Source organism: Nocardia sp. NPDC052566 (assembly GCF_044547285.1).
Lineage (GTDB): Bacteria > Actinomycetota > Actinomycetes > Mycobacteriales > Mycobacteriaceae > Nocardia.
This window is the reverse complement of record NZ_JBIUAF010000004.1, coordinates 389413-403988: the sequence shown is the minus strand read 5'-3', so window position 1 is coordinate 403988 and position 14576 is coordinate 389413. Positions and strand designations below refer to the sequence as shown.

At 67.7% G+C, this 14576-nt stretch carries 15 protein-coding genes; 7 read left to right on the top strand and 8 right to left on the bottom strand.

Annotated elements, in window-relative coordinates:
- Positions 1 to 14: 14 nt before the first annotated feature.
- Together ACIG5A_RS21605 and ACIG5A_RS21600 are read left to right on the top strand one after the other, a co-directional pair.
- On the top strand, positions 15 to 896 hold the full coding sequence (locus ACIG5A_RS21605) for an NAD(P)-dependent oxidoreductase (RefSeq protein WP_397242627.1): 882 nt from the start codon (positions 15 to 17) through the stop codon (positions 894 to 896).
- Complete coding sequence (locus ACIG5A_RS21600; RefSeq protein WP_397243946.1) at positions 815 to 1777, top strand: NAD(P)-dependent oxidoreductase; 963 nt, start codon at positions 815 to 817, stop codon at positions 1775 to 1777. Before ACIG5A_RS21605 ends, ACIG5A_RS21600 begins: the two co-directional genes overlap by 82 nt.
- On the opposite strand, the gene ACIG5A_RS21595 is transcribed toward ACIG5A_RS21600, so the two are convergent.
- The gene (locus ACIG5A_RS21595) at positions 1766 to 2020 is read right to left on the bottom strand and encodes a helix-turn-helix transcriptional regulator (RefSeq protein WP_397242625.1); all 255 of its coding nucleotides are present in this window, start codon (positions 2018 to 2020) and stop codon (positions 1766 to 1768) included. The genes ACIG5A_RS21600 and ACIG5A_RS21595 overlap by 12 nt on opposite strands.
- A gap of 118 nt (positions 2021 to 2138) precedes the next feature.
- Complete coding sequence (locus tag ACIG5A_RS21590) at positions 2139 to 2618, bottom strand: hypothetical protein (RefSeq protein ID WP_397242623.1); 480 nt, start codon at positions 2616 to 2618, stop codon at positions 2139 to 2141.
- A gap of 249 nt (positions 2619 to 2867) precedes the next feature.
- Here ACIG5A_RS21590 and ACIG5A_RS21585 point away from each other — a divergent pair, with 249 nt between their 5' ends.
- The gene (locus ACIG5A_RS21585; protein WP_397242621.1) at positions 2868 to 3314 is read left to right on the top strand and encodes a nitroreductase family deazaflavin-dependent oxidoreductase; all 447 of its coding nucleotides are present in this window, start codon (positions 2868 to 2870) and stop codon (positions 3312 to 3314) included.
- 7 nt (positions 3315 to 3321) lie between these two features.
- Here ACIG5A_RS21585 and aroQ read toward each other — a convergent pair whose 3' ends face one another.
- Together aroQ and ACIG5A_RS21575 are read right to left on the bottom strand one after the other, a co-directional pair.
- Positions 3322 to 3759 carry a type II 3-dehydroquinate dehydratase gene (gene aroQ / locus ACIG5A_RS21580; protein ID WP_397242619.1) on the bottom strand — a complete coding sequence of 146 codons (438 nt, stop codon included), beginning with the start codon at positions 3757 to 3759 and terminating at the stop codon, positions 3322 to 3324.
- A gap of 31 nt (positions 3760 to 3790) precedes the next feature.
- Complete coding sequence (locus ACIG5A_RS21575; RefSeq protein ID WP_397242617.1) at positions 3791 to 4396, bottom strand: hypothetical protein; 606 nt, start codon at positions 4394 to 4396, stop codon at positions 3791 to 3793.
- Between the two features lie 376 nt (positions 4397 to 4772).
- On the opposite strand from ACIG5A_RS21575, the gene ACIG5A_RS21570 reads away from it, so the two are divergent.
- Positions 4773 to 6452, top strand: coding sequence for an NTF2-like N-terminal transpeptidase domain-containing protein (locus tag ACIG5A_RS21570; protein WP_397242615.1), 1680 nt, complete (start codon positions 4773 to 4775; stop codon positions 6450 to 6452).
- Here ACIG5A_RS21570 and ACIG5A_RS21565 read toward each other — a convergent pair whose 3' ends face one another.
- From ACIG5A_RS21565 to ACIG5A_RS21555, 3 genes are read right to left on the bottom strand one after another with little or no spacing between them, the layout of a single operon-like run.
- Complete coding sequence (locus tag ACIG5A_RS21565; RefSeq protein WP_397242613.1) at positions 6453 to 6821, bottom strand: DUF3054 domain-containing protein; 369 nt, start codon at positions 6819 to 6821, stop codon at positions 6453 to 6455.
- A gap of 53 nt (positions 6822 to 6874) precedes the next feature.
- A complete protein-coding gene (locus ACIG5A_RS21560; protein WP_397242611.1) occupies positions 6875 to 7963 on the bottom strand; it encodes a YbhN family protein in 1089 nt (362 codons plus the stop codon).
- A 4-nt stretch (positions 7964 to 7967) separates the two neighbouring features.
- Positions 7968 to 9488, bottom strand: a complete 1521-nt coding sequence (locus tag ACIG5A_RS21555) for an adenylate/guanylate cyclase domain-containing protein (protein WP_397243944.1) — start codon at positions 9486 to 9488, stop codon at positions 7968 to 7970.
- 182 nt (positions 9489 to 9670) lie between these two features.
- On the opposite strand from ACIG5A_RS21555, the gene ACIG5A_RS21550 reads away from it, so the two are divergent.
- A complete protein-coding gene (locus tag ACIG5A_RS21550; protein ID WP_397242609.1) occupies positions 9671 to 10690 on the top strand; it encodes a helix-turn-helix domain-containing protein in 1020 nt (339 codons plus the stop codon).
- A gap of 10 nt (positions 10691 to 10700) precedes the next feature.
- Here the strand turns inward: ACIG5A_RS21550 and ACIG5A_RS21545 are convergent, their stop codons facing one another.
- Positions 10701 to 11570 (bottom strand): alpha/beta hydrolase, encoded by an 870-nt coding sequence (locus ACIG5A_RS21545; RefSeq protein ID WP_397242607.1) that lies wholly within the window; start codon positions 11568 to 11570, stop codon positions 10701 to 10703.
- Positions 11571 to 12135: 565 nt separating this feature from the next.
- Between ACIG5A_RS21545 and ACIG5A_RS21540 the strand changes: the two genes are divergently transcribed.
- Both ACIG5A_RS21540 and macS read left to right on the top strand, forming a co-directional pair.
- Positions 12136 to 13308, top strand: a complete 1173-nt coding sequence (locus ACIG5A_RS21540) for an AI-2E family transporter (RefSeq protein WP_397243942.1) — start codon at positions 12136 to 12138, stop codon at positions 13306 to 13308.
- Entirely contained in the window at positions 13286 to 14467 is a 1182-nt protein-coding gene (gene macS / locus ACIG5A_RS21535; RefSeq protein WP_397242605.1) for a MacS family sensor histidine kinase, read from the top strand. Before ACIG5A_RS21540 ends, macS begins: the two co-directional genes overlap by 23 nt.
- Positions 14468 to 14576: the final 109 nt, after the last annotated feature.

Sequence of the window (14576 nt, the reverse complement as noted above, 5' to 3'; positions counted from 1 at the left end):
CGAAGGGGCACACAATGTCCGAGCAGAACACCCCCCGCTCCGTCTCCGTCGTCGGCCTCGGCCCGATGGGTCAGTCCATGGTCCGCGCCTTCCTTGCGGCCGGTGTCGAGGTGACCGTGTGGAACCGCAGCACCGCCAAGGTCGACGACATGGTCGCCCTCGGCGCCAAGGCGGCCGCCACGGTGGCCGAGGCGCTGGACGCCAACGAGGTGACGGTGCTCAGCCTCACCCACTACGCCGCCATGTACGACGTGCTCGGCCAGGCGCTCGACCACCTGCCGGGCAAGGTGATCGCGAACCTGTCCTCCGATTCGCCGGAGAAGGCGCGCGCGGGCGCCGCGTGGGTGCGCGAACACGGCGCGCAGTTCCTTTCCGGCGGCGTGATGTCGGCGGGCGACAACATCACCCATCCCGCCTCGTACATCTTCTACAGCGGGCCGAAGGACGTATTCGACGCGCACGCCGAGCTGTTGCGCCCGCTGAGCCCGCAGGAGTACCTCGGCGCCGATGACGGTCTCGCACAGGTCTTCTACCAGGGCCTGCTGACCATCTTCCACCCGTGGCTGCTGGCCTTCGACCAGGCGACGGCCATGATCGAGCGCTCCGGCCACAGCATCGCCCAGTTCGTGCCGTTCGCGATCCGCTCCAGTGAGGCGTTCCCGTACTTCATGCAGGAGTTCTCGGTCGCCAACCAGAACGGCGGCTGGGCCAGCCTGGCCAGCCTGAAGATGATGGACGCGGGCGCACAGCACATCATCGACGCCAGCGAGGAGGTCGGCGTCGACGCGGGCCCGTCGCATATGGCGCAGTCGTACTGGCGCAAGGCCGTCGCCGCCAGCGAGCAGGCGGACACAGCGGTGTCGACCTACGAGCTGTTCCGCGGCGGCGACAAGTGAATCGGCGATCGGTCACCGTCATCGGCCTCGGGCCGATGGGCATGGCGATGGTCGAGGCCTTCCTGGCCGCGGGTGTCGAGGTGACGGTGTGGAACCGCAGCGCCGAGAAGGCCGTCGCCGCGGTCGCTCTCGGCGCGATGCGCGCCGACAGCGTCGCCGCGGCGCTCGACGCCAACGAGCTCACCGTCGTCGTCCTCACGCACTACGCCGCGATGCACGAGGTGCTCGGCCAGGCGCCGGATCACCTGGCGGGCAAGGTGATCGTCAACATGTCCTCGGATTCGCCGGCGAACACCCGCGCCGCGGCGGCGTGGATCACCGCGCAGGGCGGGCGATTCCTGGCCGGTGGCGTGATGGCGCAGAGTCACGGTCTTGCCCTGCCGGGTTCGTATGTGTTCTACAGCGGGCCGGCGGAGGTGTTCGAGGCAGGCAAGGAGCTGCTCCGATCGCTGACCCCGTACGAATACCTCGGCGAGGACACGGGTTTGGCCCAGCTGTACTACCAAGCCGTGCTGGCGATCTTCAACCCACTGCTGCTCGGGTTCGAACAGGCGCTGGCGTTGATCGTGCGCTCGGGTGACGACATCGATCGCTTCCTGCCCTACGCGCAGCGGTCGATGGGCAGGCTCGACGAGGTCTACGCGGGTTTCGCCGCCGCGGCCAAGGCGGGCGGCTGGGGTGATCTGGCCAACCTGCGGATGATGGAGGCGGGCGCGCGCCACGTCGTCGAGACCGGTACGGCCATCGGCGTCGATTCCGCGCTGGCCAGGACGGTGCAGGACTATTGGCGCAGAGCGGTTGCCGCCAGCGAGCGGGCGGGCCGTGCCGTTCCGGTCCACGAGGTGTTCACCGGGGCCGTGCCGGCATCCTCAGCCCGCTGATCGGGAGGAGTCGGCGCCGGTGCCGAGACGGGGGAAGGGCGTGGTGGAGAAGATGACCTCCACCGCCACCTCGAAGTAGGCGGCGATGTGCAGCGCGAGGTGCAGGCTCGGGCTGTATTCGCCGCGCTCCAGGTAGCCGACCGTCTGATAGTGCACGCCGAGCGCCTCCGCGAGCTCGCGCCGGGAGATCCCGCGTTCGGCCCGCAACATGGCGATCCGGTTGTAGATGACCTCAGAAGACACGCTGCATCGCTTTCTCCCCCTTGGCCGACGGTCGACCGAGGTAGCATACCTACTACATATAGGTACGACAATGCTGTGCCGAAGTCCTGACCGGCGGTGGCCGATCAGGACTTGTCGATCATTCGTCGACGTTGACGGTGCCCGAGCAGTTGACCGGCGGCACCGGGATCAGGCCGACGTTGGTCACCGACAGGTCGATGCGAACGGGGCCGGTGCCGGTGGGCACGTCGGAGAAGGCGACGGTGCTGCCGTTGTAGAAGTTCACCCGGCTGTGCTGGACGGCGCTGCCCGAGGCGCCGGTGGACAGGTTGGTCCAGTTCAGCGTGACATGGGTGTCGTAGCCCCAGGTCAAGGCGCCGCCGGCGTGGGCGGTGAAGGTCGCGGTGCCGTACTGCTTGTACTGGGATTCGATGACCTGAACGCTGTACGGGGTATCGATCACGTTGGGGCTCATGGCCGAACAACCCTGGATGACCAATTTCGAATCCGCCGCGGCGACACCGGTCGCCGACAGTGCCGCGATACCGGCGACCGCCGTGGCCACCGCGATTCGGGCAACCGCTTTCCGTGCCGCGATCTTCTTCCGCCGCAACAACATAGTGCTCCCTCCGTGTTGTCATCGCCTCAACAGGCAATCGCACGCTAACACCTGCGCCGGTGTCGTCGCATCCTGACTTTTGTTGACTTGACCCAGCTGGTTCGCTGGCCAGCGGGTCTGCGTGGCCGGAGCGCTCGGGATCACATTTTTCGGCCCCATCGAGAAAAGAGAGCACTGCTCTTGACTGGATGGCGACGTGCGTGGAACACTTCTCTCAACAGAGAGCAGTGCTCACTAAGGAGTAAGAGAATGAACGCCGCCACCCGCTACATCGCCCCCGCCGGCCTCGACCCGATCATGAACCGGTTCTTCAACATGCTGCCCAAGCTCGGCATCAGCGTGATGGGCTCGCGGCTGCTCGCGGTCCGTGGCCGCAAGAGCGGGGAGTGGCGGACCACGATGGTGAATCTGCTGATCGACGAGGACGGCGCGCGCTACCTGGTCGCGCCGCGCGGCCACACCCAGTGGGTGCGCAACCTGCGGGCCGCGGGGGACGGCGAGCTGCGGCTCGGCCGCAAGGTCGAGGCGTTCACCGCCGCCGAGGTGGCCGACGCCGACAAGGTGCCGCTGCTGCGGCTGTACCTGCGCAAGTGGGGCTGGGAGGTGGGCAAGTTCTTCGACGGCGTCACCAAGGACGCCTCGGACGAGCAGCTGGCAGAGATCGCGCCGGGCTTCCCGGTCTTCCGTATCTCCTGATCACGCGTCAGCGGGTGGCCAGGAACTCCACGGCGGCGGCGTACCCCTGGATGCCCATGCCCGCGATCACCGCGGTCGCGATGGGGGAGATGAAGGAGTGATGCCGGAACTCCTCGCGGGCGTGCACATTGCTGATATGCACCTCGACGATGGGGAGTTCCGGAATCATCAGCGCATCGCGCAGGGCCACCGAGGTGTGCGTGAGCCCGCCGGGATTGATGACGATGCCGGACTCGACGCCGCGGGCCTGGTGGATCCGATCGATCAGTGCCCCTTCGGAATTCGACTGGAACGCGGTGATCTCCCTGTCGAACCGCGCCGCGGTCTTGCGGCACAGCTCGACGACGTCGTCCAGTGTCGCCGCCCCGTAGACCTCGGGCTGCCTGGTGCCGAGCATGTTCAGGTTCGGGCCGTTGAGCACCAGGATCGGACCGGTATCCACCATGTCCGCAACCTTAGTCCGCAATCAGATACTGCTAGAGCCCCTGGGGACCTTCCGTGCGCAGATCGTCGACCTTGCGCATCGCCGCACGCAGCTCCTCCAGCCACGATTCCGCGTGCTGGCCAGCCAATTTCACCGTCCAGGCGAGCGCGTCCGCCCTGGAGCGCGCCACACCCGCGTCGACGAGCGTGTCGAGCACCTTGCGCTCGGGCTGGCGCAGCCGGGTCATCACCGGAACGGCCAAGTGGGTGAACAGGATTCGGTGTCCGTCCACCGAGACGCCCCAGGCGACACTGCGCCCGTAGCGCTGCTGCGCCTCGTTCGCGATCTGCATGCGCGCCGGACGGGTCGACTCGCGGAAGCGGGCGACGGCGCCCTCCTTGGTGGCGTTCGGCACCTGCTCGGTGGGGGAGTCCGCGTCGGCATCCTCGGCGGGCTTGGCATCGGCCGGCTTGGCGATAGCGAGTTCGCCGATCACCACGATCTCGTCCCGGTCGATCTCGATGGTCGGCGGGCCCGCGAACCAGTCGGCCGGCAATCGTCCGGCGAACCAATCGGGCGCATCGGCGGCATCGGGTAGATCGGCCTGCTGCCAACCGCCCGGCCTGCCGAAACCGCGTCCCCGGTGGGTGTGTCTCATGGGGATTCTCCTACTTACTGTGCTGTGTGTGTTGCAGTGATTACAAGATTACGACGCAACGAAGCATCCGTGTTCCGCTCTGTGCGAACGGGGATGAACGGCGGTCGGCCTACCGTGATCCCCGCTGGTCGCGTCTTGAAACGCCGACCTCGAGCGTTATCGACACAGCCGAGCCCGTGGCCGGTACGGTAGCGGCGCCGGTTTGTCGCCGGGGCGAGTGGGCAACCCTATGATCGGCCTAATCCGATGGGAGTTTTCGGGCACAATTGAGATGCTGAGCATGGGTAACGGCCTCGGTGGCCGAGGCACCGCGGACAGGTCTTTTTCAGGTACGGTGGTCTTGTTACTGGAGTGACAAGAGTGAAGAGTGGGCGACATGGATTTCTGGGGATCCCGCCGCTTCCGAGTCCGGGGCGCGATGGCACTCACGGGGGTAGCGGCCCTCGCGATTGCGATGGGATCATGTGGCATACGGGAGAAGACGAATGAGCCGGAGGCCATCGTCGAGCGCTTCACCACCCTGCTCGATGATCAGAATCCCGTGGACGCCGCGCAGCTGACCTCCTACCCCACCGCGGCGTCGGCAACGCTGAAGCAAATGTTCGCGGGGCTGCAGCCGGGCAAGGTCGACTACAAGAAGACACAGTTCATCAAGCTGGACTCCGAATCGGCCATCTTCAGCATGGATGTCGCCTGGAACTTCGGTGAGAACAAGAACTGGAACTACACGCTGCAGGGCAATATCCGCAAGCTCGCCATCGGCTGGCGCATCTCCTGGGATCCCTCGGTGGTCATGCCGCAGCTCGACCACAACCGCACCGTCCGGCTGGTGCGCACCCAGCCCGCACCCGCGCCGCGGGTCAACGACATCGTCGGTGAGCCGTTGATGACCGAGCAGGTGATCAACGTGATCAAGCTCGATCCCGCGCGCATCACCGACCCCGTACTCTCGACCGATCTGCTGGCCAAGGCGATCGAGCCGGTGGCGCCACTGATCACCGGGCCCGCGCTACTGCAGCAGCTGGCCACCTCGCAGGGCAAGCCGATCGTCGCGGTAAACCTGCGCCAGCCCGACTTCGAGATTCTGGAACCGGCTATGGCCCGCATCCCCGGCGTGGTGATGGAGAAACAGCCGCGGCTGATCTCCGCCGATCGCCGGATCTGGTCGCCGATGCTCGACGCGCTGCGCAAGGTGCAGCAGGACAGCCAGGAGCAGCACGCCGGTTGGGGCGTCCAGGTTTTCGAGCAGGACGGTCGCTACGTCGGCCAGCTCGCCGGACAGCAGGGCCCGCCGGGACCCGATATCGCCGCGACCATGGACCAGCGCTTGCAGCGCGCGGCCGAGGACGCCGTGGTGAGTTACGGGACGCCGTCGTCCATCGTGGCGATCCAGCCGTCCAGTGGTGCGATCGTCGCGGTCGCGCAGAACAGCCAGGCCAGCGAGCACGGCGCGGTCGCCTTCACGGGCCTCTACCCGATCGGCGGCATGCTCGAACTGTTCCGCAATATCGCCGCGGTGAGCAAAGGCAAGGCGCCGCAGGACATTTCGCTCCAGGATGCGGCCGACGCGGCGACCGTGCTCGGCGTCGGCATCGACTTCAAGGTGCCCGGCCTCGACGAGGTGACCGGGCGCAACGCGATCGCGGGCCGCAGCGCCGAGCAGGTGCGCCAGGGCGGCGGCACCGACGCGGTGCTGGCCAGCCCGTACGGCATGGCGATCGCCGCGGCGGCCATCGCGCGCGGTGCGGTGCCGCCGCCGATGATCGAGGCAGGGCGGCCGAGCACCACCGAGGCACAGCTCGCCCCCCTGGCGCCCGCGGTGATCGACCGGCTGCGCGCCATGCTGCGTGAGGGCACCGATCGGCCCGAATTCGCCAGCGTGCGTGGGTATCGCGACGTCACCGGCTTCACCGCGACGGCGGGGCCGGACGGCTGGCTGATCGCGAATATGGGTGATCTAGCCTTCGCGATCCACATCAACGATGTCGACAGCGGCGACGCGACGGCGCGGATGGCCGCCCGACTGCTGCAATCCCTCGCCAGCCCGGATCAGTGATCAGTTCAATGCCTTGATGGCCGCGCGCCAGCCGAGCAGGAACAGTGCGAGCGCCGCGGCGGCGATCACCGGGAACAGGCCGGACACACCCTGCCCGCTGATCAGCCGGAGTAGTAGACCGCCGCAGAGCGTGCCGAGCCAGACCAGAATCCCGGTGGGCCACAAGGCGGTTCCGTCGAAACGCACATCGCGGTAGATCCACTTGGCCGCGGCGAGGGCGACCAGCCAGCCGATGGCGAGGCCGACACCGAAGGGCCAGAAGGTCCGCAGCAGACCGGTCAGCACTGCCTCGTCATGGCTCTGCCTGCCGATCACGCAGAACAGGATCACCAGCAGCGCATCGACCACCAACGGCACCAGTTTCTTCACGCGGGCAACAGTAGTGGTGCGCACCGACGTGCCGTCGACGCGACACCCACCCGTCAGAACCTCCGCTCTTCGAATTCCTTCTCGAATTCGGCGTCGTCGGCCTGCGGTGTGCGGAACAGGAACGCGAAGACGATCCAGCCGACGATCGCCACCAGAATGAAGCTGACCAGGCGATACACGAAGGCCGCCGCCACCGCCTGCGCGGCGGGCAGGCCTGCGCCCGCGGTGAGGCCGTAGATGAGCGTCGCGTCGACGTAGACGATGCCGCCCGGTGCGAACGGAATCGAGCCGACGGCCTTACCCGCGGTGAACGCGATGAGCAGGCCGGCGACGGTCGGGTCACCGCCCACCGCGTAGCAGGCCGCGCCGAGACAGGCCACATCGGCGACCCGGTGCAGCAGCGCCCACACGGTTACCAGTGCGCCGTCGCGTTTACCGAGATCCACCGACTCGAGCTGGGCGAGCAGTTCGCCGATCTTGTTCGCGCCCTGGGCCGGTGGGCGTTTGCGCACCCGATTGATCAGGCACAGCGCCCGGCGCAGTACCGCCTCCAGCGAGCCGGGATTCTTCGAGACGTAGTTGCCCGCCCACACCAGCGCGACCACGCCCGCCACCGAAAGGATCAGCTTGAACGGCCCGATCCGATTGCCGACCAGCACTGTTCCGCCGACGCCGAGCAGCGCGAGCCCGGCCGCGGCGACCACGCCGGAGAACACCAGCTGCCACGACGCGACGATCGGGCTCGCGCCCCAGCGGCGGGTCTGGCGGTAGGTGAACGCGGTCGAGAACACCTGTCCGGCGGGCAGCGTCACCGACATCGCGGTGGCGCCGTAGACCACGGCCACCGACTTACGCTGGCTCACCTCGACGCCACCCGCGTGCAGCAGCTGTTTCTGCACCCGGCTGAACCCGCTCATCGACAGCGCCTGCATCCACACCGCGGCCGCGAGCCAGCCCCAATGAATTTCGGTGAGTTTCTGCCAGGATTCGTGCAGGCGCGGCCACAAATAGATGCCCTCGGCGATCAGCAACGCCAGCAGCGCGGCGCCGAGAACCCATTTGGCCCACCAGAATTTGCCGCGGCGGATGTCGGCCGTGGGCCCAGGTGCGGGGTCGCCCGCTAGTTCCCCGTTGGCCGTCACGCCGTCAGCCTAACGAACTCGCCGTATCCACGCCGGTAGCGTCTTGCGGGTCGGCGACATATTTCGGCCAGGCCAGCAGGGTCTTTCTGCGCCGCCCGCGCAATTGGACCTCGTCGCCGGTTTCCCACTCGTCCTGCTCGCTTTCCTCGGCGAAATATAACGCGCTGCCCGAGGCAAGCACCCGCCCTGGCTGATCCTTGGCCAATTCGGTCAGCCGGGATGCTTCATTGACCGGATCCCCGATCACGGTGTATTCGAAACGATTTGCCGCACCGATATTTCCGGCGACGGCCAGACCTGCGGAGACGCCGATGCCGATATCCAGACCGGGCACCTCGCGCAGCACTTCGCGCAGCTCCCGCGCCGCGGCGAGCGCGGCGGTCGGCGCGTCGGGCCGGTCAAGCGGCGCGCCGAAGATGGCGAGCGCGGCATCGCCGACGAACTTGTTGACGAACCCGTTGTGCCGGTCGATCACGTCGACCACGATCCGGAAGAACTCGTTGAGCAGGCTCACCACCTCGGTCGGCGGGCGCTCGGCCGCGGTGGCCGTCGAGCCGACCATATCGACGAACAGCACCGCGACGAACCGGGTTTCACCGCCGAGCTCGGTGCCGTAGTCCAGCGCGCGCTGCGCGACATCCTCGCCGACGTGCTGGCCGAACAGCTCCTGCAGCTGGCGGCGCTTGGCCGCCTCCTCCATCATCCGGTTGAAACCGACCTGGAGCAGGCCGATCTCGCTGCCGTCGAACACCTCGACCTGGACGTCGCGCGCGCCCTCCTGCACACGGTCGATGGCCTGGCTGAGCTGGCGCACCGGATCGGAGATGCTGGAACCGGTCAGCATGGACAGCGCGAGCGCCTGCATGATGACCACGCCGCAGAGCAGCAGAATCGCGATGGCCAGCGATTCGGCGGAGAACTGCACATCCGAGGAGATCTGGGTGACGCACAGCAGCACGATCGCGATGGTCGGGGCGAAAGTGCCCATGCCCCAGGTCATCGCCATCCTGGTGCCGACGCCCGCGGTGAGCGTGTGATCGAAGCTGCCCTCGGTGAGCGCTTGGGCGGCGACCGGGCGCAGAATGCGTTCGCCGAGCATGTAGGTGAAGCCGAACACGATGGTCGCGGCCATACATTCGGTGACGATGACCGCGCCGGCGAGCTTGGGTGCGCTGGTGATGATCAGCGCGGCGAGCACGGCACCGCCGATCAGCCACAGCACCAGATGCAGAATCGCCTGCCGCAGCGGTGCGTGCAGGGCGGCCATCTGCTCTTGGCGGCTCGGTGGCCCGCCGCGCATCTGCCAGCGCATCACCGGGCGCAGCATCAGCGCCGAAGCGGCCATGCTGAGCAGGCCGCCCGTCGCGAAGACCAGGCCGGGAATCAGCAGGCCGGTGCGCCGGGCATCGGCCGCCTCGCCCGCCGGGGTCGGCAGCCCGTACTGGATGAACGCCCACACCAGGACCGCGCCGAAGGCGTTCGCCAGCAGCATTGATGCCAGGTACAGCGGCCAGCGCGTTCGCATGGTCTGTTTGACCGCTTCCAAAGGCGCTGACACGGTCACCAATCTAGCTGTCCCACGCTGCGGAGGTTTCCGCGCGCAACTGAGAGGCGTTGCCTGTTCAGCACGCGTGCCGACGGTTTGGCCTTGTGGCCGGACCCCAAATTAGAAACCGTGCGGTCTGAAATATTCGCTATGCTCCGGCGATGATCGACGGCACCATCCCGCTGCGCACCGCCACTGTCCTGCGGGAAACGGCGGTACGGGTGGGTGCGACGCCGTGGAGCATCGCGCGTTTCCCGGAGCTGGATCCGGCGCGGCCTGGTGATGAACGGGTGCGGGTGCCCATCGAATCGGCGTGGCGGATGTGGGAACTGATCGGGGCCACCGGGGGGCCGGGAGCCGGGCTGTGTGCGTCCGCGGCCGCCGATCGCGGTGTGCTCGGCGTCTGGGACTTCCTGTTCACCAGCCGGGCGACTCTCGCCGAGAGCCTGCGCGTGGTCATGGACTTCCGGTCCGCCGTGACCGATCCGGCCGTCGAATGGCAGGTCATCGAGAACGGTGGCCTGCTGACGGTGCGGGTCGGGGTGGCCGTGGAATCCGATCCCGTCTTCGTGCCGGTCGAAGAGTTCGTGCTCGCGCTGATTCTGCGCCGCGTTCGCGAGGCCACCGGACGGGACCTCACCCCGGTGCGGGTCGCGTTCACCCACCGCGTCACCCAGCGGCGTCGTGACCTGGTCGATGAATTCGGTACCGGGCATATCGATTTCGGCGCGCCATACTCCGAAATCACCTTCGTGAACGCGGCCGCGGTACCCACCAGTGGTGATCCGGTTTTGGGGGATGCGTTGTGCCGGTATGCGGAGCTGCTGCTCACGACGTCCCGCACGGTTCCGAACTGGCGGGACAGGCTGCATGCCGCCATCTCGGATGCGCTGGCCTGCGGTGAGGCCGGTCTCGAAGGCGTCGCGCAGCGTCTGGCGATGAGCCCGCGCACCCTGCAACGCAGGCTGGCGGAGACCGACACCACCTGGAGTGCCGAGATCGAGCAGGTCCGCCATCAGTACGCCCGGAGCCTGTTGCGTGACACCAGACTTCCGGTGCAGGCGATCGCCACCCGGATCGGCTACACCGACGCCCGTACGCTGCGGCGTGCTTTCCAGCGCTGGTCCGGTCAAACTCCCGACGCCTTCCGCAAACAAGCGGCCGGGAGTTTCACCGGTTGAGTGCTGGGGGTCAGCGGCTCAGCACCGAGCGGAACAGCTCCGCCGCCACATCGGCCGCGGGGTTGATCAGCTTCGGGTCGTCGTAGAAATCGATCTGCCCGATCGACTCCAGCCACAGCTCCGACTTCTCACCGGGCACGGTCGCGAAGAACTTGCGCGCGAACGGCGGCACCAGTGCGTGCTCGGAATGCACCATGGCGTACGGCACCGCGATGCGCGCGGCGGCCTCCATGGAATCGAAATCGCCGTAGGCGAACGACGCCACGGCATACCCGTTGGTGTAGTTCGGCACCGCGCCGCGCGGCGTCCCGTAGAACTCGTAGGCTTCCCGCAGCGGCATCCCCACGTCACCACCGTCGGGCGCCACCGCCGGAATGGTCTCGGACTCACCGGTTTCCCGCCATTGCGCCTCGGCGGCCCGGCCACGCTCCAGCACTGCCGGGTCCGGCGGCATGGCGGAGGTGTCGGAGTAGAACCCCGCGACACCGGTGAAGGCGAGAATCCGCGGATCGTCCGCGACTGCGCGGGCCATGTACCCCGCGCCCGCGCACACACCCACCGCGACCACTGGCAGCTGCGCGGTCCGCTCATCGGTGGTCAGCGCGGTGACCGCATTCCGGATGTCCTCGGCCTTACCGAACCCGTTCTCGAACTGCCGCGGCTGCCCGCCGCTTTCACCGAAGGTCCGATGATCGAACGCGAGCGCGGCGAACCCGCGCTCGGCCAGCGCCGCCGCGTACGCTCCGGCGGCCTGTTCCTTCACCGACGTCAGTGGACCGCTGGTGACCACCGAGGCGATCGGCTCCCCGGCGGGTAGGTGCAGCAGCCCGACGAGCTGATCACCGTTGCTGGTGAAGGTGAATTTTTCGGTTCTCGTCATCGTGATCCCCTCGAACTTGTGTCGACTCCGAGAACCCTAGGGCGGCCCGCGCCTGTGACATCGGACAATCCGAGCCACACCGGGGACGATCCATGCCTGCAACACCAACTGGAAACAGTCCGGCCGTCGGTCAAGCAGCTCACCGGGCTTCGGGACGCGCCGAGGCATTCCCGGCCGGAGCGGTCGAGATTGTCCGGGTACTGGTCGTGGGAGAGCAGCACCACGTCCACGGGCCCGATCCCGGTGGCGGGCACCGCGGGGCCGGTCAGTTTCGAGAGGATGACACCGCCTCCGCCCACATAGCCGCCGGGCTCGTCGAAGGTGGGGTCGGTCACCCAGACGAGGTCGCCGTATCCGAATCTGATTGTGGGACCGCGCGTGCCAATCCAACCGTTTGGAACAATCGGCGGATCGCTACGGTTGCGGACGGACATTCGTCCGGCTGCGCCGTATTCTCGCGATGGTGAGCAAGCCGAAGGCAAGTACCCCACGGAACGCCATCGCAAACCGGTCGGCGGCCGACGGGCGGCATCCCGCATCGGACGCGGTGCATCCGCTGGTGCGGATGGGCGCGGAATGGTGCTGGCGGCTGCTCGTCATCTTCGCCGCGGTGCTCGCGCTGTGGATGATGGTGCAGAAGCTGGCGACCGTGGTGGTGCCGCTCGCCATCGCCCTGCTCGCCGCCGCTCTGCTTGCGCCGCTGGTGGATTGGATGCAGCGACTAGGCGTGCCGCGGTCGGTGGGGGTGTTCGTCGCGCTGGTCGGCTCGCTCGGGCTGGTCGCCGGGATCATGACCTTCGTGGTCGAGCAGTTCGTCGCCGGTGTGCCGCAGCTGTCCGACGAGGTCACCAGCAGCATCCACAAGGTGCAGGACTGGCTGATCAACGGCGCGCCGCATCTGAGCAATGAGCAGATCCGCAATGCGGGCGATCAGATCGTCAAGACCATCCAGTCCAATCAGAACGCGCTGACCAGCGGCGCGCTGACCACCGCGACGGTGATCGGCCACATTCTCACCGGCCTGTTCCTGACGTTGTTCATCCTCATCTTCTTCCTCTACGGCGGCGATCAGATCTGGCACTTCGTCACCAGGCTGGTGCCGACCCCGCATCGGGAGAAGGTGCGCACGGCCGGGCAGCTCGGGTTCGGCACGCTGGTCGGATTCGTCAGGGCCACCGTCGCGGTGGCCGCCGTCGACGCCATCGGCATCGGCGCGGGCCTGGCCATACTCGGGGTGCCGCTCGCGCTGCCGCTCGCCTCGCTGGTTTTCGTCGGCGCGTTCATCCCCATCATCGGTGCCTTCCTGGCCGGATTCATCGCGGTGTTCATCGCGCTGGTCACCAAGGGCCTGGTCACCGCGCTGATCGTGCTCGGCATCATCATCGCGGTGATGCAGCTGGAAGGCCATGTGCTGCAGCCGCTGCTGCTCGGGCGCGCGGTGAGCATCCATCCGCTGGCTGTGGTGCTCGCCATCACCGCGGGCGTGGTGCTCGGCGGTATCGGCGGCGGTCTGCTCGCGGTGCCGTTCGTCGCGGTCATGAATACCGCCATCCGGTCGCTGCTCGCCGACAGCCCGGAGGAGATGTACGGAGAGTTGCAGACCGGGGAGGGACTGTACGACGCCGAACCGGACGAACCGGAACCCGGCCGATTCGATGTCGCGGCGACGCTCGCCGCCGAAAGCGACAGCGCGAGGCTGGACAAGGACGGATCCGATGACGTGGCCCCGAAGGGCTGAGCTGAGCCCGGACGACGCGGCGACCGCACCGCTGTGGCGGGCGGTGCAGGCGCTGCGGCTGGTGACGCTGGTCTACGCGGTCGGCCAGCAGGTCGCCTCGGTGCCGTACTACCAGAATCAGCGGTTGAGCTGGGTGCTCATCGCGTTGATGGCGGTGTGGTCCGGGCTGTCGGCACTCATGTTGTCGCAGTGGCACTTTCCCGATGTCACGCGATTCCGCGGCTGGGTGGTGCTCGGCGATCACGTCGTTGTCATCGCGTTGATCGCCTCGACCAGGCTGGTCGCCGACTACGACTGGTATCACGGGCATCAGACGCTGCCGACCACGCTGTGGGCCGCCAACGCGGTGATCTCGGCGGCCATCCTGCGCGGGCCGGTGCTCGGCGTCGCCTCCGGGCTGCTGATCGCGATGGTGATCGTCACGGTGCGCGAGCAGTGGGGCCAGGACGTGTGGGCGGATGCGACCGCGCCGGTGCTGGTTTCGGTCGGGCTCGCGCTCGGCCTGGCCGCCAACACCGCACGCCGCGCCCAGGAGCAGTTGCAGCGCGCGGTCCGTATGGAGGCGGCCAACGAAGAGCGGGAACGGCTTTCGCGCGAGGTGCACGACGGCGTACTGCAGGTGCTGAGCTACATCAAGCGCCGCGGCAGCGAAATCGGCGGGCCGACCGAGGAATTGGCGCAGCGCGCCGGGGAACAGGAAGTGGCGCTGCGGATGCTGATCTCCGAACAGGGCGAACGCTCGGATTCCGGTGCGCCGGAGGTGGATCTGCGCCCGCTGCTGACCGTGCACGCGACGCCGACGGTATTCGTCTCCACCCCTGGTGATCCGGTGACCATCGGGCGGTGGGCGGCGAGCGAGCTGGCCGCCGCGGTGTCCACCGCGCTGTCCAATGTCGCGCTGCACGCCGGACCCGATGCGAAGGCCTATGTGTTGCTGGAGGATACGGGTGACGAGCTGATCGTCAGCGTGCGTGACGACGGTGTCGGCATCGCGCCGGGCCGATTGGACGAAGCGGAGGCGGAGGGGCGGATGGGGGTGTCCCGGTCGATCGTCGGGCGGATCGCGACGCTCGGCGGTACCGCGGTGCTGCTCACCGAGGACGACGGCGGGGTCGGATTCGGCACGGAATGGGAGTTCCGTGTACCGAGGGCGACCTAGGCGATATGCCTCTGGCCTGGCACGATGAGAAGCGGACCTGGGACAGGGCAGTGCGGATGCCATAGGAGCGACGAGGCGCGACCGGCGCGCGGCAGGTCATCGCGCCGAC

Coding starts and splice junctions, on each gene's coding strand:
- ACIG5A_RS21605 (WP_397242627.1), top strand. CDS start 15: ATGTCCGAGCAGAACACCCCCCGCTCCGTCTCCGTCGTCGGCCTCGGC.
- ACIG5A_RS21590 (WP_397242623.1), bottom strand. CDS start 2,618: ATGTTGTTGCGGCGGAAGAAGATCGCGGCACGGAAAGCGGTTGCCCGA.
- ACIG5A_RS21585 (WP_397242621.1), top strand. CDS start 2,868: ATGAACGCCGCCACCCGCTACATCGCCCCCGCCGGCCTCGACCCGATC.
- aroQ (WP_397242619.1), bottom strand. CDS start 3,759: ATGGTGGATACCGGTCCGATCCTGGTGCTCAACGGCCCGAACCTGAAC.
- ACIG5A_RS21575 (WP_397242617.1), bottom strand. CDS start 4,396: ATGAGACACACCCACCGGGGACGCGGTTTCGGCAGGCCGGGCGGTTGG.
- ACIG5A_RS21570 (WP_397242615.1), top strand. CDS start 4,773: ATGGATTTCTGGGGATCCCGCCGCTTCCGAGTCCGGGGCGCGATGGCA.
- ACIG5A_RS21555 (WP_397243944.1), bottom strand. CDS start 9,488: ATGCGAACGCGCTGGCCGCTGTACCTGGCATCAATGCTGCTGGCGAAC.
- ACIG5A_RS21550 (WP_397242609.1), top strand. CDS start 9,671: ATGATCGACGGCACCATCCCGCTGCGCACCGCCACTGTCCTGCGGGAA.
- ACIG5A_RS21545 (WP_397242607.1), bottom strand. CDS start 11,570: ATGACGAGAACCGAAAAATTCACCTTCACCAGCAACGGTGATCAGCTC.
- ACIG5A_RS21540 (WP_397243942.1), top strand. CDS start 12,136: ATGGGCGCGGAATGGTGCTGGCGGCTGCTCGTCATCTTCGCCGCGGTG.
- macS (WP_397242605.1), top strand. CDS start 13,286: ATGACGTGGCCCCGAAGGGCTGAGCTGAGCCCGGACGACGCGGCGACC.